We start from the raw sequence: 20,202 nt of genomic DNA, 5'->3' as shown, positions 1-20,202 counted from the left end.
CACTGCCCTACGCCGTCAAGGAGGAGGAGCACGTCTGGATCCCGATGCCCGACGGCGTCCGGCTGTCGGCCCGGATCTGGCGGCCGGCCTCCTCCGACCAGGAGCCGGTGCCCGCGGTGCTGGAGTACATCCCGTACCGCAAGCGCGACCTGACCTCCGTGCGCGACTCGGTGCACCACCCCTACATGGCCGGGCACGGCTACGCGTGCGCGCGGGTGGACCTGCGCGGCACCGGGGAGTCCGAGGGCGTGCTCACCGACGAGTACGTCGAGCAGGAGCAGCTGGACGCCGAGCAGGTGCTGACCTGGCTGGCCGAGCAGCCCTGGTGCAGCGGCCGGACCGGGATGATGGGCATCTCCTGGGGCGCCTTCGCCGCCCTCCAGGTCGCGGCGCGCCGCCCGCCGAGCCTGGGCGCCATCGTCATCTCCTCGTTCACCGACGACCGCTACGCCGACGACATGCACTACATGGGCGGCTGCCTGCTGTCGGACAACCTGGCCGAGGCGGGCACCATGTTCGCCTACGCCACCTGCCCGCCCGATCCCGCGCTGGTCGGCGAGGGCTGGCGCGGCATGTGGCGCGAGCGGCTGGCCGCGGCCCGCCCCTGGGCGCTGGAGTGGCTGGCGCACCAGCGGCGCGACGACTACTGGCGGCACGCCTCGGTCTGCGAGGACTACGGCGCCGTGCGCTGCCCGGTGCTGGCCTCCAGCGGGTGGGCCGACGGCTACTCCAACGCGGTGACCCGGCTGCTGGAGCACCTGGACGTGCCGCGCAAGGGGCTGATCGGGCCGTGGTCGCACAAGTACCCGCACCTGGGCGAGCCCGGGCCGGCGATCGGCTACCTCCAGGAGGTGGTGCGCTGGTGGGACCACTGGCTCAAGGACGCCGACAACGGCGCGATGGACGGGCCGATGCTGCGCACCTGGATGCAGGAGAGCGTGCCGCCGTCCACCTCCTACCAGGAGCGGCCCGGCCGCTGGGTCGGCGAGCCGTCGTGGCCCTCCCCCAATGTGGAGCAGGCCGTGCACCCGCTGGGCGCGCACCGGATCGCCCCGCCCGGCACCGGCACCGAGGACGCCGCCGAGCTGACGGTGCAGTCGCCGCTGTCGGTGGGGCAGTTCGCCGGCAAGTGGGCGTCCTACAACGCGCCGCCCGACCTGCCCTACGACCAGCGCGAGGAGGACGGCGGCTCCATGGTCTTCGACAGCGGCCCGCTGGCGGAGCGGCTGGAGATCCTGGGGGCGCCCACCGTGCAGCTGGAGTTCTCGGTGAACCGGCCGGTCGCGATGGTGGCGGCCCGGCTGTCGGACGTGGCGCCCGACGGCGCCGCCACCCGCGTCAGCTACGGGCTGCTCAACCTGACCAGGCTCGGCGGCCGCGACGAGCCCGAGCCGCTGGTGCCGGGCCGCAGGTACCACACGACCGTGCAGCTCAACGGAGTGGCGCAGGTCTTCCCACCGGGGCACCGGATCCGGCTGTCGCTGTCGACCTCCTACTGGCCGCTGGCCTGGCCGCCGCCGGAGCCGGTGCTGCTGACCGTGCACACCGAGGGCAGCGCGCTGACTCTGCCGGTGCGCCCGGCCGCCGGCGCCGAGGAGGACGGCGGGCGGCCGTTCGAGGAGCCCGAGGGCGCGCCGCCGATCGGCACCACGCAGCTCAGCCCGCCCGAGGAGAGCTGGACGGTCCGCCGCGACCTGGTGTCCTACAACTCCACCCTGGAGATCGTGAAGGACCGCGGCCGCGTCCGCTTCGACGGGATCGGCCTGGAGGCGCGCCGCCGGGCCTACGAGCGCTATGACTCGGTGGCCGACGACTTCACCTCGGCGCGCGGCGAGTCGGCGTGGACGATGGCCTTCTCCCGGGGCGACTGGGAGGTGCGCACCGAGACCCGCACCGTGCTGAGCTGCACTGCCGGGGAGTTCCGGCTGCACGCCACCCTCGACGGCTACGAGGGCGGGCGGCGGGTGTTCTCACGGGAGTGGAACGAGAGCCTGCCGCGCGACCACATCTGAGCGGCGCCCGCCCCCGTCGCTCAGGCCGCCAGCTCGTCCTCCAGGAAGCGCGGGCGCGCCACGGCCCAGCCCGCGGCGACCAGCACGCAGGTGACGGCGATCATCAGCACCACCGGGGCGGCGCCGCCGGCGTGGTCGTGCAGCAGGCCGACCAGCAGCGGGCCGACGGTGGCGATGAGGTAGCCGGTGCTCTGCGCGAAGGCCGACAGGGCGGCGGTGCCCTCCGGGGTGCGGGCGCGCAGCGCGAACAGGGTCAGCGCCACGGTGAAGGTGCCCAGGCCGGTGCCGATGAGCACCGTCCAGGCCCACACGCCGGCGACCGGCGCGGCCAGCAGCCCGAGGAAGCCCGCCAGGTAGCAGCCGGCCAGCACGGCCAGCAGCGGCCGCTGGGTGCGCATCCGGGCGGCCAGCCCGGGCAGCACCAGCGCGAGCGGCACGCCGAGCCCGGCGAGCAGCGCCAGCTGCACACCGGCCGCGGGCGCGTCCAGCCCGGCGTCGCGCAGCAGCCGCGCGTACCAGCCGAACATGATGAAGGCGAGCATCGCCTGGCAGCCGAAGAAGACCGCCGCCAGCCAGGCCAGCCGGCTGCGCGCCAGGGCGCGCAGCCCGAGCCCGGCCGATCCGCCGCCGCGCGGCTGGCGGCGCAGCAGCGCCAGCCAGGGCAGTGCCCCGACCACCGCGGGCAGCGCCCACACGCCCAGGGCGAAGCGCCAGCCCGCCTCCAGCGCGAGCGGCACGGTGGCGGCGGCCGGGACGACCGTGCCCACCGCCATCGCGGTGGTGTACAGGGCGGTCATCGCGCCGATGCGGTCGGGGAAGTGCCGCTTGATCAGGCCGGGCAGCGCGACATTGGCGACGGCGCCGCCCATCAGCGTCACCGCCGACATCGCCAGGAAGCCCCAGGGGCCGGAGGCGGCGGCGCGGCCCCACAGGCCCAGCGCGAGGGCGGCCAGCGCGGCCAGCATCAAGGTGTGCTCGCCGGTCCGGCGGGCCAGCCACGGGGTGGCGGCGCCGAACAGCGCGTAGGTGGCCAGCGGGAGGGAGGTGAGCAGCCCGGCGAGCGAGCCGGACATGCCGAGTCCGGACTGGACCTCGGGCAGGACCGCGCCGACGCTGGAGATGGCGGTGCGCATGTTCAGCGCGGCCAGGCCGACGGCGGCGGCCAGTGCGGCGGCGATCAGCCAGGGGCGGCGCGCCGGAGCGGCCGACACGCCGCTGATCGGCGCGGACGCGGGAGTGGGCATAACGGCACCAGGAATCATCGGATGACGGGATGTAGGCTCGATCAGAGTCAACCACAGCGTGTTCGAGGTAATTTCAACTACCGCCGCACGGGCGGCGCGCCGGCCGGGCGGGGCCGCTCCGGCGCATCCGCACCACCGAACCACGGAGGCCCAGCGTGCCGCTAGAGTCCGCACAGCGGACCGGACTGGTCGAGCAGGTGATCGCCCAGCTGCGCGAGCAGATCGCCCGGGGCGAGTGGGCCGTCGGCGACCGGATCCCGACCGAGCCCGAACTCGCCGCCCAGCTGGGCGTGGGCCGCAACACCGTGCGCGAGGCCGTCCGCGCGCTGGCCCATGCCGGCCTGCTGGAGATCCGGCAGGGCTCGGGCACCTTCGTGCGCGCCACCAGCGAGCTGGAGGGCGCGCTGCGCCGCCGGGTGGCCCGGGCGCGCATGCGCGAGGCGCTGGAGGTGCGCCGCGCCCTGGAGCTGGAGGCGGCCCGGCTGGCGGCCCGCCGCCGCACCGACGACGACCTGCGCCGGCTCGACGACGCCATGCGCCGCCGCACCGAGGCGCTGAGCGCGGGCGCCATCCCCGCCTTCGTGGACGCCGATGTCGCCGTGCACCGCGGCGTGGTGGCCGCCGCCCACAACGGGCTGCTCAGCGAGCTCTACGACCACTTCGGCAGCGCGCTGCGCGACAGCATCCTCAGCTCCATCGGCGAGCGCCTGGACGAGTCCGACCGGCTCGACCACCAGGGCCTGGTCGACGCCGTGCGGGCCCGCGACCCCGAGGCCGCCGCCCGCATCACCGCCTGCTTCCTGGACGAGCTGCTCACCCGCACCCTCACCGCCGAGGACGCCGAGGGCTGATCAGGACTCCGGTCCGCCCCGCAGGCCGGCGATGATGCGCTCCGCCGCCTCGTCGCGCAGGGCGGCGGCCCGCCCGGCCCCGGCGGAGGGATCGGCCTCCGCGGCCACCGTCATGCGCGCGTCGGAGGCGAGCGCGACGGCGAACGCAGGGGGGCCGGTGCTCGCCCTCTCGTAGGAGGGCAGGCCGGCGAACTCCTCGAGCCGGAAGCCGAAGCGCTCGGCCTCCGCAAGGAAGTCGCCGTAGGCCTCAGGGCCGGTGTACAGCACCACCCACAGCCGGCGGTCGTCCCCCGTCCACACGCAGCTGTCGCCGCCGCCGTCGGTACCGGCCTCGCCCCGCGCGGGCAGCTCCAGCTCCGCCAGCGCCGCGCCGTCCAGCAGGGCGCAGGCCCCGGCCCCGCGCGGGTCCAGGGGTTCGGCCGGGAACCGCGCGGGATCGGCCGAGCACGCCGCGGCCAGCAGCAGCGCGGCGGCGGCCGACCGCATACCCGCCGTCCGCCCGGTCGGCTTCCGCCGCGAGAGCGTCCGCACCTCATCCATAAGGCGTCCTCCCGACGTGCTGCGGCCCGGTGACCGGCACGATGCTGCGCCCCACCGCGCAGGCCGTCTCCAGCAGCCGCTCGCGGGGCGGCGGGTCCTCGCGGCGCAGCGCCTCGGCCATCAGTTCGCGGAAGGCGCCTACGAAGGCGGCGGCGACCAGGCGGGGGTCGGTGGAGGCGTCCAGCTCGCCGTCGCGCTGGCCCCGGGCGATGCCGCGGGCGACGATCCCGATCTGGCGGGCCATCCGGTCGGTGTCAACCTGGGCGGCGGCCGGCTCGCTGAGGCGGCGGGCCACCACGATCGCGGCGAGGGGGTCGTCGAAGAGGAAGTCGATCTCGCGGCGCAGCCGCTCGCGCTCGCGCTCCATCCAGTGCACGCCGGGGGCGATGCGCGCCGTGAGCACGGAGGTGTCGTAGGCGTCGTAGAAGGCGTGCACGACGGCGGAGACCAGCCCGGCCTTGGCGTCGAAGTAGCGGTAGAGCAGGCCCACCGACACTCCGGCGCGGCGGGCGACCGCGGCCACCTCGATGCTGCCCGAGGTGGCGATCAGCTCGGCCCTGGCCGCCTCGATCAGCCGCTGCCGGCTGGCCATGCCCCGCGACGTCAGGGAACCCCCGTCGGCCACCCCCATCTTGCCCGCACCTCCCGCCCCCGGCGACCACAGCGTACGGCAGCCGCGCGGCGGACGCCGTCGATCGGGTGATCACTCCGATTCGCTTGGTGGGCACCGCCTCCCGCTGCTATATTCGTTCGCCGCCGGTCGTCCCACGCGACCGCGCCTCAGGCGATCCGGACCTTCCCAGGGCCGTGCCACGAACCTCTCCCGCTTCGTCAAGCAGCCCTGGAGTGGCACGGTGGGTGTCTACACGTCTGTCTTCTGGCATGGCCTGCGCCGCTATGCCACCTACCGCGCGGCGACCGCCGCCGGGATCCTCACCAACAGCGTCTTCGGCTGCGTCAGCGCCTTCGTGCTGATCGCGGTCTGGGAGGCCCGGCCCGGCCTGGCCGGCTGGGACGCCGCCGACGCGGTCGCCTTCGTCTTCGTCGCCCAGGCGCTGATCGGCGTGGTGGCGCCCTTCGGCCCCTCGCTGGAGATCGGCGAGCGCATCCGCACCGGCGACGTCGCCATCGACCTGATCCGCCCGGTCGCCCTGCCGGCCTGGTGGCTGGCCCAGGACCTGGGCCGGGCGGCCTTCGGCGCGGTGTTCCGCGGGGTGCCGACCTTCGCGGTCGGCGCGCTGCTGTTCACCCTCACCCTCCCGGACGGCCCGGCGCAGTGGCTGGCCTTCGCCGCCGCGACCCTGCTGGCCGCGCTGGTCGGCTTCGGGCTGCGCTACCTGTACGCGCTGAGCGCCTTCTGGGTGGTCGACGACCGAGGGGTGCAGGCGGTGGCCTGGCTGGTCGGCCCCTTCTTCTCCGGCATGTTCCTGCCGCTGGCGCTCTTCCCCGAGCCGCTGGGCGCGGTGCTGCGCGCACTGCCGTGGTCGGCCATGGTGCAGGTGCCCGCCGAGGTCTTCCTCGGCGACCACACCGGGGCGGGGCTGGCCGCCGCGCTGGGCTTCCAGGCGGCCTGGGCGGCCGCGCTGCTGCTGGCCGGCCGCGCCCTCACCGCCACCGCGGTGCGCCGGGTGGTGGTGCAGGGTGGCTGAGGCAGGCGCCTACCTGCGGCTGGCGGCCGCCTGGTTCCGTTCGGCCGCGCAGTACCCGCTCTCGCTCGCCCTGCTGACGCTGTCGCAGGTGGGCGCGGCGATGTCCAGTGTGCTGGCGATCGTGTTCGTCTTCGGGCACGCCCGGGTGCTGTCGGGCTTCGATCTCGGCGACGTGCTGTTCCTGTACGCGCTGTCCGGGCTCGCCTTCGGGCTGGCCGACTTCGCCTTCGGCTCGGTGGAGCAGCTGGGCACCCACATCCGCACCGGCACCCTGGACACCATGCTGGTGCGCCCGGTGAGCGTCCTGGTGCAGATCGCCGTCGACCGCTTCTCGCCGCGCCGCCTCGGCAAGGTGGTGCCGGCCGCGATCACGCTGTGCTACGCCCTGCCGCGGCTCGACACCGACTGGACGCCGGCCCGGATCGCGATGGTGCCGGCGACGGTGCTGTGCGGGGCCGCCATCTGCACCGCGATCTGGATCCTGGGCGCGAGCCTCCAGTTCTACGTCACCGAGGCGCGCGAGGCCGCGAACTCCGTCACCTACGGCGGCAGCGCGCTCACCGAGTACCCGCTGTCCATCTACGGCCAGGACGTGATGCGGGTGGTCACCTTCGTGGTGCCGCTCGCCTTCGTCAACTGGCAGCCGGCCCTGTTCATCCTGGACCGCCCCGATCCCCTCGGGCTGCCCGAGTGGGTGCGCTTCGCCGCGCCCGCCGTGGCCGTCGCGCTGCTCGCCTGCGCGGCCCTGGTCTGGCGGACCGGGATGCGCCGCTACGCCTCCACCGGGAGTTGATCGCATGACCGCCCCGTCCGCGCCCGTCATCGACGCCGAGGGCGTCGGCAAGGAGTTCGTGCTGCGCCGCCGCACCCGCGGGCTGCGCCGCGCCGCCACCCGGGTGCCCGCCGTGTCCGAGGTCAGCTTCACGGTGCGGCCCGGCGAGACCGTGGGCTACCTGGGCCCCAACGGCGCGGGCAAGTCGACCACGCTGAAGATGCTCGTGGGCATCCTGACGCCCACCGCGGGCCGGCTGCGGGTGGCGGGCCTGGAGCCGGCGCGGCAGCGCACCGAACTGGCGTACCGGATCGGGGTGGTCTTCGGCCAGCGCACCACCCTGTGGTGGGACCTGCCGCTGCGCGACAGCTTCGCGCTGCTGCGGCGGATGTACCGGGTCCCGGCGGCCGAGCACCGCGCCCGGCTCGAGGAACTGGTGGAGCTGCTGGAGCTGGCGCCCTTCCTGGCCACCCCGGTGCGCCAGCTCAGCCTCGGGCAGCGGATGCGCGGCGACCTCACCGCGGCGCTGCTGCACGACCCGAGTCTGCTGGTGCTGGACGAGCCGACGATCGGGCTCGACGTGGTGAGCAAGGCGGCGGTGCGCGACTTCCTGCGGCGGATGAACGCCGAGCGCGGCACCACCATCCTGCTGACCACCCACGACCTCGGCGATGTGGAGCGGCTGTGCCGCCGGGTGATGGTGATCGACCACGGCCGGGTGGCCTTCGACGGCGACCTCGCCGGGCTGCGCGCGCTCGCCCCGGTGCCGCGCACCCTGGTGGTCGACCTGGCCGCGCCCGCCCCGCCGATCGACGTGCCGGGGGCCCGGGTCATCCGCACCGACGGGCCGCGGCAGTGGCTGGAGCTGGCGGGGAACCCGGCCGCGGTGATCGCGCGGGTGTCGCATGACCACGAGATCGCCGACCTCACGCTGCGCGAGCCCGACATCGAGGACGTGGTCACCCGCCTCTACCGGGAGCGGCCGGACCCCTCCGCACCCGCGATCGCGGGTGACGTACGCCACAACGTGGAGTGATGCCGGTCATCCGCTCACCGGCCGCCGGGACGCCGGTGCGGCCCCCGCGGCGGCGCCATCCCCTGCGGCTGCGGCGATCCGGCGCTCACCCCCTCCCACCTCACCTTTGTCACTCTTCGTAGCGAAGAAGCACGATTCGTGACTTTACTTTCGAGGCGTTTCCCTTTTGCCGGATCGATGGTTTAGAGTCCAACGAGATCGGTTCGTGACCTTGGCTTGACCAGGTCGGAACCAAGCCGGCGAGCCCGTGCGGTGCGACAGGTACCGCGCCCTGCCCGTGGCCCCCCAGTGTGATTCGCGATCTGCGACGCACGTCCTCACATCCCCACGCCTGCCTCAGGCGGGCCTGCCACGCCGCCGGCCGTCCCATGTCCCCGACGAGGGTTTACTTCTCCATGACTCAGCACACCATGTCCAGCACCGACAACGAGCAGCCGATCCAGAGCGGCGACGTCACCGCGTCCTACTTCTGGGACGACGGGTCCGGCATCAACGGCGACACCGGCGCCCCCGCCTCCGGCGAGCCCATGCAGGAGGGGCTGGCCGCCAGCCCCAGCTGGCCGCTGGGCACCGAGGGCTACGTCGAGTACGAGGGCCAGACCGCCGAGTTCTTCATCGGCGACCGCGGCCCCGGCGACCCCTCCGAGGGCTGCGACATCCTGCTCGACCTCGACGGCCGCACCTTCGCCGAGCTGACCGGCGGCGACTGGAACGACGAGTCGCTGGTGGTCGAGAACAACGGCGGTATGGGCCACATCGACGTGACCTACCACATCACCAAGTGGGGCGACGGCGCCGGCACCGAGGGCGCGCCGCACGTCTTCAACGACCCCGGCGACAGCTGCGAGGAGGTCGTCACCTACGACGCCGAGACCGGTGTCGGCGAGCCGCCGAGCAGCGGCGAGGAGCAGCAGGACGACGGCGAGCAGCAGGACGAGCCGCAGCAGGCGGCCGCCCGCGAGGGCGGCGACGGCGGCGAGGCCGAGCAGGCCGCGGCCGACGAGCAGGAGGACGCCTCCGCGTCCCCGTCCGCGGCCGCCCCGCAGCCGACCACCGGCGCCGAGGCGGCGGCGATGGCCCCCGTGGCCGACGTCACCCCCGCGTCGGCGTCCGCCACCGGTCTGGGCCTGGGCCTGGCCGTGCTGCTGGTCGCGCTGGCCGCCATCCTGATGGTGACCGGCCGCCGGGTGCTGGCCGCCGCCGGCCGGCACGTGCGCCGCTGACCGGTGCGCGGCCGGGCGTGTGGGACCGCCGCCCGAACGGGTAGCGGTCCCGCCGTGGCAGGCAGCATCTCCCCCGCCCGCGCCGTCGTGCTGATCGCGGTCACCTCGGTGCTGCTCGGCGCGCTGGTGGCGGGGGTGCGGCTGCTGGCCGGCGCCGGCGTCGCCGACGCCGTGCTCGCGGGTTTGCTGATGGCCTTCGCGCACGCCGCCGCCTGGCTGGCGGTGCACCGCTGGCGGCGCGGCCCGGACGGGCGCTGAGCGCCCGTCCGCCGCGGTCATGGAGCCGGCCGGTCCCCTCCCGGGGGCCGGCCGGCTCCGGCGTTCACGCCCGCAGGTAGGCGAGGACGGCGAGCACCCGGCGGTGGTCGTCCTCCGACGGCGGCAGGTCCAGCTTGGTGAAGATGTTGTTGATGTGCTTGCTGACCGCCTTCTCGGTGATGAACAGCCGGCCCCCGATGGCGGCGTTGGTGCGCCCCTCGGCCATCTGGGAGAGCACCTCGCGCTCGCGCGGGCTGAGCCGCTGCAGCGGCTCGTTGCCGCCGTGCCTGGCCAGCAGCTGGGAGATCACCTCGGGGTCCATCGCGGTGCCGCCCGAGGCGACCCGCTGCACCGCCTCGACGAACTGGCCGACGTCGAACACGCGGTCCTTGAGCAGGTAGCCGACGCCCCCGCCCCCCTCCGACAGCAGCTCGCGGGCGTACAGCTGCTCGACGTACTGGGACAGCACCAGCACCGGCAGGCCCGGGATCTGCTCGCGCGCCTCGATCGCGGCGCGCAGCCCCTCGTCGGTGAAGGTGGGCGGCAGCCTGACGTCGACCACGGCGACGTCGGGGCGGTGGGTGGTCAGCGCGCGCAGCAGGTCGGGGCCGTTGTCGACCGCCTCCACCACATCGCAGTCGTGCGCCTCCAGCAGCCGGATCAGGCCGTCCCTGAGGAGGACGAGGTCCTCTGCGATGACAACGCGCACGGCACCTCCATGATGACGACGGTGGGCCCGCCCGCCGGGCTGTACACCGTGAGGGTCCCGTCGAAGGCGGCCAGCCGGCGCCTGATCCCGCTCAGCCCGCTGCCGCGGCCGGGGTCCGCTCCGCCGCGGCCGTCGTCGCGGATCAGCACCGAGAGCCTATCGTCCAGGTGGCGCACCCGGAGCGACACCCGGTGCGCCCCGCTGTGCTTGGTGACATTGGCCAGCGACTCGGCGACCGCGAAGTACACCGCCGACTCCACCGGGTCGGCCGGGCGGCCGTGCAGCTCGATGTCGAGGTCGATCGGGATCGGCAGCGTCATCGCCAGCGCCCGCACCGCCCCCTCCAGGCCCCGGTCGGCCAGCACCGGCGGGTGGATGCCGCGGACGAGGTGGCGCAGCTCGGCCAGGGCCTGGCTGCTGGAGGCGCGGGCCTCGGCCAGCAGCTCGCGGGCGGCGTCGGGGTCGCGGCTGAGCATCTCCTCGGCCATGCCCAGGCTCATGCCGAGGGCGACCAGCCGGGCCTGGGCGCCGTCGTGCAGGTCGCGCTCGATCCGGCGCAGCTCGGTGGCGTGGGTGTCGACGGTGTCGGCGCGCGACTCGGCCAGCTGGTCGACCCGCCCGGCCAGCCGCGACCAGCGGGTGGGGGCCAGCAGCGAGGCGGCCATCCGGGCGTTCAGCCAGGTGAGCCTGGGGGTGAGCCACCACGACAGGGCGAAGGAGACGGCCGAGAGCACCAGCGGCACCCAGGGGTGGCTGGACCGGCTGGACTCGATGAGGCCCAGCGGCAGGTCGAGGGCGCCCTCGGGCACCACCCACCACAGCGCGGGCAGCACCAGGTACCACAGGCCGCCGGCGAACAGGCCGAGCACCAGGGAGTGCAGGATGATCCCGGCGGAGGCGTTCACCAGTAGCCAGGCGAAGTCGCGCCAGGTGGCGGGGTCGCCGGCGATGGCCTTGAGCGAGGAGACCGAGCCGCGCGGCGGCACCGGCAGGTACGGCCGCCCGATGGGCCGGCCGAGCACCTCCGACGCCCAGGCGCGGTGCAGGTCGGCGAGCCGGCGCGTCATCACCACGCACAGCAGTACCAGCGGGATGCCGACCCACAGCGCCACCAGCACCCCGGTGGCGACGCTGAGCACCCACACGGCGAGCCCCAGCACGGCCAGCGCCGTCAGCGGCACGGTCCAGGCCACGCTGCCGAGCCAGGCGCGCACGCCGGCGGCCGGGCGCGGTACGACGGTTGCCATCACAGTCCCTTCACGATCTCGTCCCCTCATTCTGCGCCACCCCGGCGGCCGCGGGCACGGGTGCTAGCTCCCCGTCCCACCAGGGTGCCGGCCTGCGCAAGGAACGGGCGCGGCCGCGGTCACCGCCCGCCGCCCGCGGCCAGGAACTCGGCGAAGCCGGTGCGCCCCACGGCGCCGTCGGGGGCCAGGTGCCGGCCGGCGCGGTAGCCGGCGGCGGCCCCGATCGGGGGCAGCGGCACGGCGACCACCGGGCGGCGCCGCCCCGACCGGGCGAGGTAGGTCCTGAGCAGATCGGGCAGCCGCTCGACGCGCGGGCCGCCCATGTCGGGCACCCGCCCCGCGGGCTCGCCGGCCGCCAGCGCGGCCAGCCGGGCGGCGACCTCGTCGGCGTCGACCGGCTGCACCGGCACGTCGGGGGCGAGCGCGAGGGGCGGACGGGCCGCCAGGGCGCAGATCCGCACGACGAGCTGGTGGAACTGGGTGGTGCGCAGCACCGTCCAGCCCAGGCCCGAGGCGGCCAGCGCCTCCTCCACCGCGAGCTTGCCGCGGTAGTAGCCGAAGCCGATCGCGTCGACGCCGACGATGGAGATGTACACGAGGTGCCGCACCCCGGCGCGGCGGGCTGCGGCGAGCAGCCGCCGGGCCTGGCGGAGGTCGGCGGTGCCCGAGTAGCCGGTGGCGCAGTGCACCACCGTGTCGGCGCCGTCCAGCGCCGCGTCCAGGCCGCGGCCGTCGCGCAGGTCGCCCCGGTGGGCGGTGCCGGGCCCCCGCCCGGACCGCTCGCGGCGGCTGAGCACCCGCACCCGGTGGCCGCCGGCGGCCAGCCGCTCCACCACTCCCCGCCCGACCGTCCCGGTTCCGCCGGTGACGAGCACCGTCCGCTCCATCGCGCGCTCCCTCCCGCCCTCGCGGCCGCCCGGCGCGGCCCCGGTCCCGACGGTACGTCCGCCTCCCGTGGTGACCGCGCGGCGCGCCCGGATGCGACTCGGCCGGGCGCTCAGCCGGGGGCGTCCACCAGCGCGCGCCCGCGCGGGCCGAGGCGGTGGCCGGTGTCCGGGCTCTCGGTGCGGCCGAACCCCGGGCGGTCCGCCGCACGGACCGGGGCGGGCTAGTCCTCGCGGAGGTCGTCGAGGTACTCGTCCTCTTCGTTGGCGGCGTGGGCGCCGCGGCGGCGCCGGCCGCGCCAGCGCGAGGGCACCAGCGCCGGTACGAACAGCAGTACGCCCAGCAGCGCGTACACGCCGGCGGCCAGCAGCTCGGCGGCGCCCATCGTCCACGGGCCCTCCGGCAGCGGGCCGATGGTGAGCAGGGAGCGCGCCTGGGCGGCGTTGGTCAGGTGCAGCGTCGTCCAGACCATCAGGGCCAGTCCGGGCACGCCCGCCACCATCGGCGAGAGCCGGGGGGCGGCGGCCGCCACACCGGCGACCAGCCCCAGTACGGCCATGACGCCGAAGGGGACGAGTCCGCCCGCACTGAGCAGGGAGCCGCCGTCGCGCAGGATCTGGGTGGCGCGGACGGCCGCGAGGCCGGAGCCGGCGACCAGGGCTGGCGCCAGCAGCAGGCCGACCACGAAGCCGAAGAAGTGCCGCACAGTCAATCCCCTCTCGGCGTCCCCGCGGGTGAGGCCGCGCCGTGTCGGGGCAGCACCATACCGGCATGGACCGAGCAATTGGGACGATCCGGCAATTTCCCCGGCCCGCCTGGGCGAACGCGGGCGGGCCGGGGCGGGGCGGGCTAGCCTTCGGCGCCCTCGTCGGCGGCCGAGCGGTGCGGCAGCGGCTCGGCGGGCACGGTGCCCATCCGGCCCGCCTGGAAGTCCTCGACGGCGCGGACGATCTCGTCGCGGGTGTTCATCACGAAGGGGCCGTAGCGGGCGACGGGCTCGCGCAGCGGGCGGCCGCCGATCAGCAGCACCTCCCAGCCGGCGCGCGCCGCCTGCGGCTGGGTGTCGGCGGCGCGCAGCGACAGGGCGGTGCCGGACCCGAACACGGCCAGCTGCCCCTCGTCCACCGGCCGCTCCCCCGAGCCGGCCGGGCCGGCGTGGCCGCGCCCGCTCAGGGTGTAGGCGAGCGCGTTGAAGTCGCCCGGCCACGGCAGCCGCAGCCGGGCGCCGGGGGCGATGGTGGCGTGCAGGTAGGTGATGGGGGTGTGGGTGCGGCCAGGGCCGGTGTGCCCGGCCAGCTCCCCCGCGATGACGCGCACCAGCGAGGCGCCGTCCTCGCCGGCCAGCAGGGCGACGTCGCCGGCGCCGATGTCCTGGTAGCGCGGCGGCGTCCACTTGGCGGCGCGGGGCAGGTTCACCCACAGCTGGACGCCGTGGAACAGGCCGCCGGAGGCGACCAGCTCGGGCGGCGGCTGCTCGATGTGCTGGATGCCGGCGCCCGCGGTCATCCACTGGGTGGCGCCGTCGGCGATCAGGCCGCCGCCCCCGGTGGTGTCGCGGTGCGCGAAGGCGCCGTCGATGATGTAGGTGACCGTCTCGAAGCCGCGGTGCGGATGCCAGGGCGTGCCCTTGGCCTCCCCCGGCGCGTACTCCACCGCGCCCATGTGGTCCAGCAGCAGGAAGGGGTCGGCCATCGGCACCTCGGCGCCCGGGAAGGGGCGGCGCACCTCGAAGCCCTCCCCCTCCAGGTGGCGGGCGGCGGTGACCACCCTGGACACCTGCCGCCAGACGGCGCCGGCGGCGTCGGGGACCGGTAGGCGGCGCAGGGTCATCGGGTCGGCTGTCACGGCGGGCATCGGGGCCTCCTCGTCGGCGGGACTGCTCGTACCCCCTGCAAGCTAGTTGAAAGTTGAACTATTCCGCGCGCAGTCCGAGCAGCACCCCGGTCAGCTCCAGCGTGTGCCGCACGTACTCCTCGCGGTGCCCGACCATCGCGTACTGGCCGAACAGCTCGAAGCTGACGGTGCCGAACAGCTGCGTCCAGGCGGCCAGGCAGCGGCGGACCACGTCGGGGGCGGCCGCGCCGACGCCCTCGGCGCCACCGGGCACCCCGGCCAGCAGCGCGGCCAGCTCGGCGGCGAGCGGCCCGGAGGGCTCGGACACCGGCACCGCCAGCGGCGCCAGCCGTCCGCCGCGGGCGGCGTCGGCGAAGTTCGCGCCGAGGGCCAGCACGACGCGGCTGGCCGGGCCGACCGTGCTGTCGGGGGCGGCGTAGCCGGGGACCGGCGAGCCGTACACGAGCGCGTACTCGTGCGGCCGGGCCTGCGCCCAGTCGCGCACCGCCTCCCCCACCGCCCGCCAGCGGCCGAGGTGGTCGCCGCGGGCGACGGCGGCGTCGGCGGCCTCGGCCGCCGCGCCGATGCCGTCGTAGGCGGAGGCGATCAGCGCGGTGAGCAGTTCGTCGCGGTTGGCGAAGTAGCGGTAGACGGCCGAGGAGGCCATGCCCAGCTCCCGGGCCACGGCGCGCAGCGACAGTCCGGCGGCGCCGGACTCGGCCAGCTGGCGCCGGGCCGCGTCGGCGATCTCGCGGGTCAGCTCGGCCCGGACGCGAGCCCGGGCGGTGCGCGGTGCGCTCATCGGCGTCGTCCCCTGGCGGTCGGCTCGACAGATTTCAGATCAATACTCTACTGTGAGAGCACTGCTCTCGAAAACGAGCGCCGCACACTTCGATCCGTCAGGGAGACCCGATGCCGTCCGAGCCCGCCGCACCGCCGCCCAGCGCTCCGCACGTCGTCCTGGGAGCGGGCGCGATCGGCGCCGCCACCGCCGTCCTGCTGGCCGAGCGGGGCCACCCGGTGCGGGTGCTGACCCGCTCCGGCTCGGGCCCCGACCGCCCCGGCATCACCCGCACCGCCGCCGACGGCACCGACGCCGCCGCGCTGCGCGCCGCCTTCGCCGGGGCCGCCGCCGTGCACGTCTGCACCAATCCGCCCTACCACCGGTGGAGCGCGGAGTGGCCGCCGCTGCTCGACGCGGTCGTGCGCGCGGCCGCCGACACCGGCACGAGCGTCGTACTGGCCGGGAACCTCTACGGCTACGGCCCCGTCGACGGCCCGATGACCGAGGACACCCCGCCGGCCCCGACCACCGAGAAGGGCCGCGTGCGCGCCCGGATGTGGGAGCGGCTGCTGGCCGAGCACCAGGCCGGGCGGCTGCGCGCCGCCGAGGTGCGCGGCTCGGACTACTTCGGCCCCGGCGGCACCGCGGCCAGCCACCTGGGCTCGCGCTTCGTCCCGCCGCTGCTGGCCGGGCGGACGGCGCGCGTCATCGGCGAGCCCGACGCCCCGCACACCTGGACCTACCTGCCCGACTTCGCGCGGCTGATGGTGGCCGTGGCCACCTCGGACACCGGCTGGGGACGGCCCTGGCATGTGCCCAGCGCACCGCCCGCGCCGGCCCGGCGGATCGCCGCGGAGCTGGCCGAGCTGGCCGGGCTCGGCGCTCCCCGGGTGGCCGGCGTCCCGCGCTGGCAGCTCAGGCTGCTCGGCGCCGTCGACCCGCAGGCCGGAGCGCTCACCGAGATGTACTACCAGTTCGACCGGCCGTTCGAGATGGACTCCGCCGCCACCGCCGCGGCCTTCGGGCTCACCGCCACCCCGCTGCGCGAGGCGCTGCGCGCCACCCTGGACTGGTGGCGCGGCCCGCAGGCGCCCGGGGCCGGGCGCGGCTGAGGGACCGGGCGCGATGCGACCGCGCCCCGAGCGGTGGCAGCCGCACCGCCTGCGACCGGGCGGAGCCGGCGCCGCCCTGCGGCATCGGGCCGGAAGAAACCGGCCCGGGCGTGCGCCGCGACGCGATCCGGGCCTTGTCCGGCACAAGCCGCGGCGGAACACTGTTGACCAAGGGGCTTCCCCCACGGCGCTCCGACGGCCGGGCCGGCGGTCGGGACGCCCCGGCGGAGCCGGGCCCGGGCACAGACGGACAGGACCCGGGACACGGACAGGACCCCAGGCACGGACACGGCTCGGGCGCGGCCGGGTCCCGGGCACGGACATGACCCGCGCCCGGGCTCGGCCCGGGCGCGGGTCCGCTCCCGGTCGCCGTGCGGGCCGCTCAGCCCGTGCGCATGAAGGCCACGGCGTCCAGGGCGGCGCGGGCGGCCGCGGCGTCGTGCACGCGCAGCACCCGCGCGCCGTGCCAGGCCGACAGGGCGAGCGCGGCCGCGGTGCCCTCGGCGCGGTGCTCCACCGGGGCGCGCAGCGTCTCCCCGACGAAGTCCTTGTTGGAGACGGCGACCAGCACCGGCCAGCCGGTGGCGACCAGTTCGTCCAGCCGCCGGGTCAGCTCCAGGGAGTGCCGGGTGTTCTTGCCGAAGTCGTGCGCCGGGTCGATCAGCACGGCGTCGGGCCGCACCCCGGCCGCGACCGCGCGCTCGGCCAGCCCGGTGACGTGGCCGGCCACCGCGGCCACCACGTCGCCGTAGGCGGCGCGGTGGGTGCGGCTGCGGGGCGCCAGCCCGCCCGCGTGCGCGCAGACCAGCCCGATCCCGTGCGCCGCCGCCACCGCGGGCAGTTCGGGATCGGGCCCGCCCCAGGTGTCGTTGAGCAGGTCGGCGCCGGCCCGCGCCACCACGTCGGCCACCTCGGCGCGCCAGGTGTCGACGCTTATCACCAGGCCGGGGTGGCGCTCCCTGGCCGCGGCGACCAGGTCGGCCACCCGGCGGATCTCCTCGTCGGGGCCGACCTCCTCGCCGGGCCCGGCCTTCACCCCGCCGATGTCGACCAGGTCGGCGCCCGCGGCCACGGCCGCGTCGACCGCGCGCACCGCCGCGTCGAAGGCGTAGGTGAGCCCCCGGTCGTAGAAGGAGTCGGGGGTGCGGTTGACCACCGCCATCACGGCCTGGGCGCCCGCCGGGAAGCTCCGCCCGCCCAGCCGCAGCGGACCGGGCGGGCGCGGCCGGTCAGCCACCCTTGACCACCTGGATGTGCTCCCAGACCCGCACGTGCGCCACCGAGGGCAGCGCCCGCACGCTCTCCAGCAGCCGCACCAGCGCCGGGCGGTCGGCGGCGCTGGCCGAGCTGACGACGTCGAAGCCGCCGAAGCCCGTCATCACCACCGAGACGCCCGGCAGGTCCGCCAGCCTCCCGGCCACCGGCGCCGCGGGGCCGCGGGTGCGCAGCGCCACGCCCAGGTTGCGGGTCACCCCCAGCGCCACCGGATCGACCAGCGCGGTGACATGCACCACACCGGCGTCGATCAGCCGCACCACCCGGGAGCGCGCCGCCGCCTGCGACAGGCCCACGATCCGCGCCAGCTGCGCGTAGGAGACGCGCCCGTCCTGCTGCAGCTGCTCCAGCAGCTTCCAGTCGAGCGCGTCCAGCGTGACCGGGCGCAGCGGCCGCACCGCGGAATGGACGTCCTTGACCACCTCCAGGGCGCGGAAGACCTCCACGCCCGCGACCCCGGGCACCGCCCGCAACTCCGCCAGCTCCCTGGCCAGCGCGGTGTCGTCGGCCACCCTCAGTTCGGCCACGGCCGCCGGTCCGCCCGAGGTGAGCGCCAGGAACGCCACCGAAGGGCGGCGCTCCACCGCCGCGAGCACCCTGCCGGTCGGCCCGGTGACGTCGATGGCGACGCGTGCGCGCACGGCGAGACCCGCCACCGCCGCGTGCACCACTCCGACGACCCGTACCGTTCCCGCCTCCAGCAACTGCCTGACCCGCGCGCGCACCGCCGTTCGTGACAGCCCCACCTGGTCGGCAAGCGCCTGGTAGGTGGCCCTCCCATCACCCTGCAACTGGCGGACGAGCGCAGCATCGACTGCATCGAGCACACATGCACCTTCCGTCCGGCGGCGATCCCCCCGGACGCCGCCCCCCTCCTCCTGGTGCCCGATGATTGCACTTGACTCGACGGTTAACTACAGATCGCCTAAGAAACAACCGGTCGTTATCGAATAGATTTGGACACCCGGCCGCTTTCCCGGGCAAAATTGTCCCTTGCCGATCTTCCACGGGTCCCGGCGCAGGGCGCTCCGGAGGGCGGCTACTGTTGCGCTGCACACGGCTCGATGGTTCGACCGTGGCAACGGCGGAATTAGTCTTCCCGAGCACGTGCGATCTCCGTGCCTTCCGTTCGCAGCCCCACACCAGCCGCGTCGGACCGCACACCCGCGCGGAGGCGGGCCGAGCGGACCGGGCAGGAAGAAGGCGTACATGGCGGGCGACGCGACCCAGTCCTATGGCAGACCGACCACGCCCTCGAAGGATCGGGGGCTGCCGTCGGCACTCGGATGGACGATCCTGTCCACCGCCGTGCCCGGCCTGGCCCACCTGCGGGCGGGCCGGCGCGGACTCGGCTTCTTCCTGCTGACCTGCTTCCTGCTGCTGGTCGCCGGCATCGCGGCGCTGGCGTGGTGGGCGCTGGCAGGCGACGGCCTGCTCGAACTGCGCCGGATCGCGCTGGAGGAGCCGCAGCTGGTGCTGGGCGCCGGCATCGCGCTGCTGGTCGGGGCGCTGGTCTGGGTGGGCATCATCGTCCACTCGTTCCTGGTGATCCGGCCCAGGCGGCTGCGCTGGCCGGGCGCGGCGCTGTCCGTGGTCGTCGTGGCGGCGCTGTGCGTGGGGGTGGCGGTCCCGGCCGGGGCGGCCGCCAGCTACGCCTACGCCCAGTACGAGCTGGTGAACTCGCTGTTCGGCGACCCGGAGGACGCCGAGTTCGCCTGGGGCGGGAGCCCCAACCCGTGGGGTGAGCAGGAGCGGGTGAACGTGCTGCTGCTCGGCGGCGACGCCGGCAGCAACCGCTACGGCGTGCGGCCCGACACCACCATCGTGGCCAGCATCGACCTGCGCACCGGGAACACCGTGCTGCTGCAGATCCCGCGCAACCTGGAGAACGTGCGCTTCCCGCCCGGCTCCCCGCTGGCCGAGCAGTTCCCCTACGGCTTCGACCAGATCTTCAACGAGATCTACCAGTTCGTGGCCGACAACCCGCAGACCGCCAGCACCGAGGCGCGCGCCGCCGACGACCCCGCGGCGGCCACCCTCAAGGAGGTCGTCGGCTACCTGCTCGACCTGGAGATCGACTACTACGCCATGGTCGACATGCAGGGCTTCGTCGAGCTGATCGACGCGATGGGCGGGGTGCGGATCACGATCGAGGAGCCGATCGTGTACGGCCGCTACAACGAGGGCCTGCTGGAGGCCGGCACCCGCACCCTCACCGGCGAAGAGGCGATGTGGTACAGCCGCGCGCGCACCTACAGCGACGACTACACCCGGATGGGCCGGCAGGGCTGCGTGATCCAGGCCGTCGTGGAGCAGGCCGAGCCGGCCGACCTGCTGCTGCGCTTCCAGGAGCTCGCCTCGGTGGCGCGCAGCCGGGTCGCCACCGACGTACCGCGCAACCACGTCGACGACCTGCTCGGCCTCAGCGAGACGGTGCGCGGCGGCGAGATGACGACGGTGCAGTTCACTCCGCCGCAGATCGAGCCCTGGGCGGCCGACTGGCTGAAGATCCGGCTGATGACGCACACCGCCCTGGAGGAGTCCGGCGCCACCGAGGCCGCGAGCGACACGGGGGCCGAGCCCGCCGAGCAGGCCGAGCCCTCGCGCGAGCCGAGCGCCCCGGCCGAGCCGGAGACCGGCACCGAGCCGGAGCCCGCCGCGTCGCCGAGTTCGGCCGGGCGGCAGCAGGGCGACGGCCCCGGCGAGCTCGGTGCGCTGTGTCCGTAAAACGCGGTTAGACTGCACTCGGTATCCGGAACGCGGGCCGGGTCG

20 protein-coding genes are annotated in these 20,202 nt (G+C 75.4%); 9 read left to right on the top strand and 11 right to left on the bottom strand.

Features of this window, described 5'->3' with window-relative positions; all coding sequences use genetic code 11:
* Positions 1-44 precede the first annotated feature (44 nt).
* Positions 45-2,012, top strand: coding sequence for a CocE/NonD family hydrolase (locus CLV72_RS14890; RefSeq protein WP_106247010.1), 1,968 nt, complete (start codon positions 45-47; stop codon positions 2,010-2,012).
* A gap of 20 nt (positions 2,013-2,032) precedes the next feature.
* Here the strand turns inward: CLV72_RS14890 and CLV72_RS14885 are convergent, their stop codons facing one another.
* A complete protein-coding gene (locus CLV72_RS14885; protein ID WP_245930213.1) occupies positions 2,033-3,256 on the bottom strand; it encodes an MFS transporter in 1,224 nt (407 codons plus the stop codon).
* Positions 3,257-3,411: 155 nt separating this feature from the next.
* Here CLV72_RS14885 and CLV72_RS14880 point away from each other — a divergent pair, with 155 nt between their 5' ends.
* Positions 3,412-4,107 carry a FadR/GntR family transcriptional regulator gene (locus tag CLV72_RS14880; protein ID WP_106246109.1) on the top strand — a complete coding sequence of 232 codons (696 nt, stop codon included), beginning with the start codon at positions 3,412-3,414 and terminating at the stop codon, positions 4,105-4,107.
* Here CLV72_RS14880 and CLV72_RS14875 read toward each other — a convergent pair whose 3' ends face one another.
* Positions 4,108-4,647: a hypothetical protein gene (locus tag CLV72_RS14875; protein ID WP_146159457.1), complete on the bottom strand. Its 540-nt coding sequence runs from the start codon at positions 4,645-4,647 to the stop codon at positions 4,108-4,110.
* Complete coding sequence (locus CLV72_RS14870; RefSeq protein ID WP_170140985.1) at positions 4,640-5,239, bottom strand: TetR/AcrR family transcriptional regulator; 600 nt, start codon at positions 5,237-5,239, stop codon at positions 4,640-4,642. The genes CLV72_RS14875 and CLV72_RS14870 overlap by 8 nt, the downstream gene beginning before the upstream one ends.
* A gap of 262 nt (positions 5,240-5,501) precedes the next feature.
* Here CLV72_RS14870 and CLV72_RS14865 point away from each other — a divergent pair, with 262 nt between their 5' ends.
* The 5 genes from CLV72_RS14865 (at position 5,502) to CLV72_RS14845 (ending at position 9,585) form a co-directional block, all read left to right on the top strand.
* Positions 5,502-6,296, top strand: coding sequence for an ABC transporter permease (locus CLV72_RS14865; RefSeq protein ID WP_106246101.1), 795 nt, complete (start codon positions 5,502-5,504; stop codon positions 6,294-6,296).
* Positions 6,289-7,089, top strand: coding sequence for an ABC transporter permease (locus tag CLV72_RS14860; RefSeq protein ID WP_170140984.1), 801 nt, complete (start codon positions 6,289-6,291; stop codon positions 7,087-7,089). The genes CLV72_RS14865 and CLV72_RS14860 overlap by 8 nt, the downstream gene beginning before the upstream one ends.
* A 4-nt stretch (positions 7,090-7,093) precedes the next feature.
* A complete protein-coding gene (locus CLV72_RS14855; protein ID WP_106246099.1) occupies positions 7,094-8,104 on the top strand; it encodes an ABC transporter ATP-binding protein in 1,011 nt (336 codons plus the stop codon).
* A 395-nt stretch (positions 8,105-8,499) separates the two neighbouring features.
* Positions 8,500-9,327, top strand: a complete 828-nt coding sequence (locus CLV72_RS33245) for a hypothetical protein (RefSeq protein ID WP_245930212.1) — start codon at positions 8,500-8,502, stop codon at positions 9,325-9,327.
* A 54-nt stretch (positions 9,328-9,381) separates the two neighbouring features.
* Positions 9,382-9,585 (top strand): hypothetical protein, encoded by a 204-nt coding sequence (locus CLV72_RS14845; RefSeq protein ID WP_106246097.1) that lies wholly within the window; start codon positions 9,382-9,384, stop codon positions 9,583-9,585.
* Between the two features lie 64 nt (positions 9,586-9,649).
* Here CLV72_RS14845 and CLV72_RS14840 read toward each other — a convergent pair whose 3' ends face one another.
* The 6 genes from CLV72_RS14840 to CLV72_RS14815 all read right to left on the bottom strand — a co-directional run bounded on the left by CLV72_RS14840 (position 9,650) and on the right by CLV72_RS14815 (position 15,061).
* Complete coding sequence (locus CLV72_RS14840) at positions 9,650-10,294, bottom strand: LuxR C-terminal-related transcriptional regulator (protein ID WP_106246095.1); 645 nt, start codon at positions 10,292-10,294, stop codon at positions 9,650-9,652.
* Positions 10,246-11,541, bottom strand: coding sequence for a sensor histidine kinase (locus tag CLV72_RS14835; protein ID WP_106246092.1), 1,296 nt, complete (start codon positions 11,539-11,541; stop codon positions 10,246-10,248). Before CLV72_RS14835 ends, CLV72_RS14840 begins: the two co-directional genes overlap by 49 nt.
* A 119-nt stretch (positions 11,542-11,660) precedes the next feature.
* On the bottom strand, positions 11,661-12,428 hold the full coding sequence (locus CLV72_RS14830; RefSeq protein ID WP_106246089.1) for an SDR family oxidoreductase: 768 nt from the start codon (positions 12,426-12,428) through the stop codon (positions 11,661-11,663).
* A gap of 221 nt (positions 12,429-12,649) precedes the next feature.
* The gene (locus tag CLV72_RS14825) at positions 12,650-13,132 is read right to left on the bottom strand and encodes a hypothetical protein (RefSeq protein ID WP_106246087.1); all 483 of its coding nucleotides are present in this window, start codon (positions 13,130-13,132) and stop codon (positions 12,650-12,652) included.
* 143 nt (positions 13,133-13,275) lie between these two features.
* Positions 13,276-14,280 carry a pirin family protein gene (locus CLV72_RS14820; RefSeq protein WP_106246085.1) on the bottom strand — a complete coding sequence of 335 codons (1,005 nt, stop codon included), beginning with the start codon at positions 14,278-14,280 and terminating at the stop codon, positions 13,276-13,278.
* Positions 14,281-14,338: 58 nt separating this feature from the next.
* A complete protein-coding gene (locus CLV72_RS14815; RefSeq protein WP_106246083.1) occupies positions 14,339-15,061 on the bottom strand; it encodes a TetR/AcrR family transcriptional regulator in 723 nt (240 codons plus the stop codon).
* A 110-nt stretch (positions 15,062-15,171) separates the two neighbouring features.
* On the opposite strand from CLV72_RS14815, the gene CLV72_RS14810 reads away from it, so the two are divergent.
* Positions 15,172-16,155, top strand: a complete 984-nt coding sequence (locus CLV72_RS14810; RefSeq protein WP_106246080.1) for an NAD-dependent epimerase/dehydratase family protein — start codon at positions 15,172-15,174, stop codon at positions 16,153-16,155.
* A gap of 382 nt (positions 16,156-16,537) precedes the next feature.
* Here the strand turns inward: CLV72_RS14810 and folP are convergent, their stop codons facing one another.
* Together folP and CLV72_RS14800 are read right to left on the bottom strand one after the other, a co-directional pair.
* On the bottom strand, positions 16,538-17,317 hold the full coding sequence (gene folP / locus CLV72_RS14805; protein WP_106247004.1) for a dihydropteroate synthase: 780 nt from the start codon (positions 17,315-17,317) through the stop codon (positions 16,538-16,540).
* Between the two features lie 67 nt (positions 17,318-17,384).
* Entirely contained in the window at positions 17,385-18,257 is an 873-nt protein-coding gene (locus CLV72_RS14800; protein ID WP_106246077.1) for an Lrp/AsnC family transcriptional regulator, read from the bottom strand.
* 382 nt (positions 18,258-18,639) lie between these two features.
* Between CLV72_RS14800 and CLV72_RS14795 the strand changes: the two genes are divergently transcribed.
* A complete protein-coding gene (locus CLV72_RS14795; RefSeq protein ID WP_106246075.1) occupies positions 18,640-20,157 on the top strand; it encodes an LCP family protein in 1,518 nt (505 codons plus the stop codon).
* Positions 20,158-20,202: the final 45 nt, after the last annotated feature.

It is taken from the genome of Allonocardiopsis opalescens, from assembly GCF_003002095.1.
Lineage (GTDB): Bacteria > Actinomycetota > Actinomycetes > Streptosporangiales > Streptosporangiaceae > Allonocardiopsis > Allonocardiopsis opalescens.
Note: the sequence above shows the minus strand (reverse complement) of the source record. Positions and strands in the feature narration are given on the sequence as shown.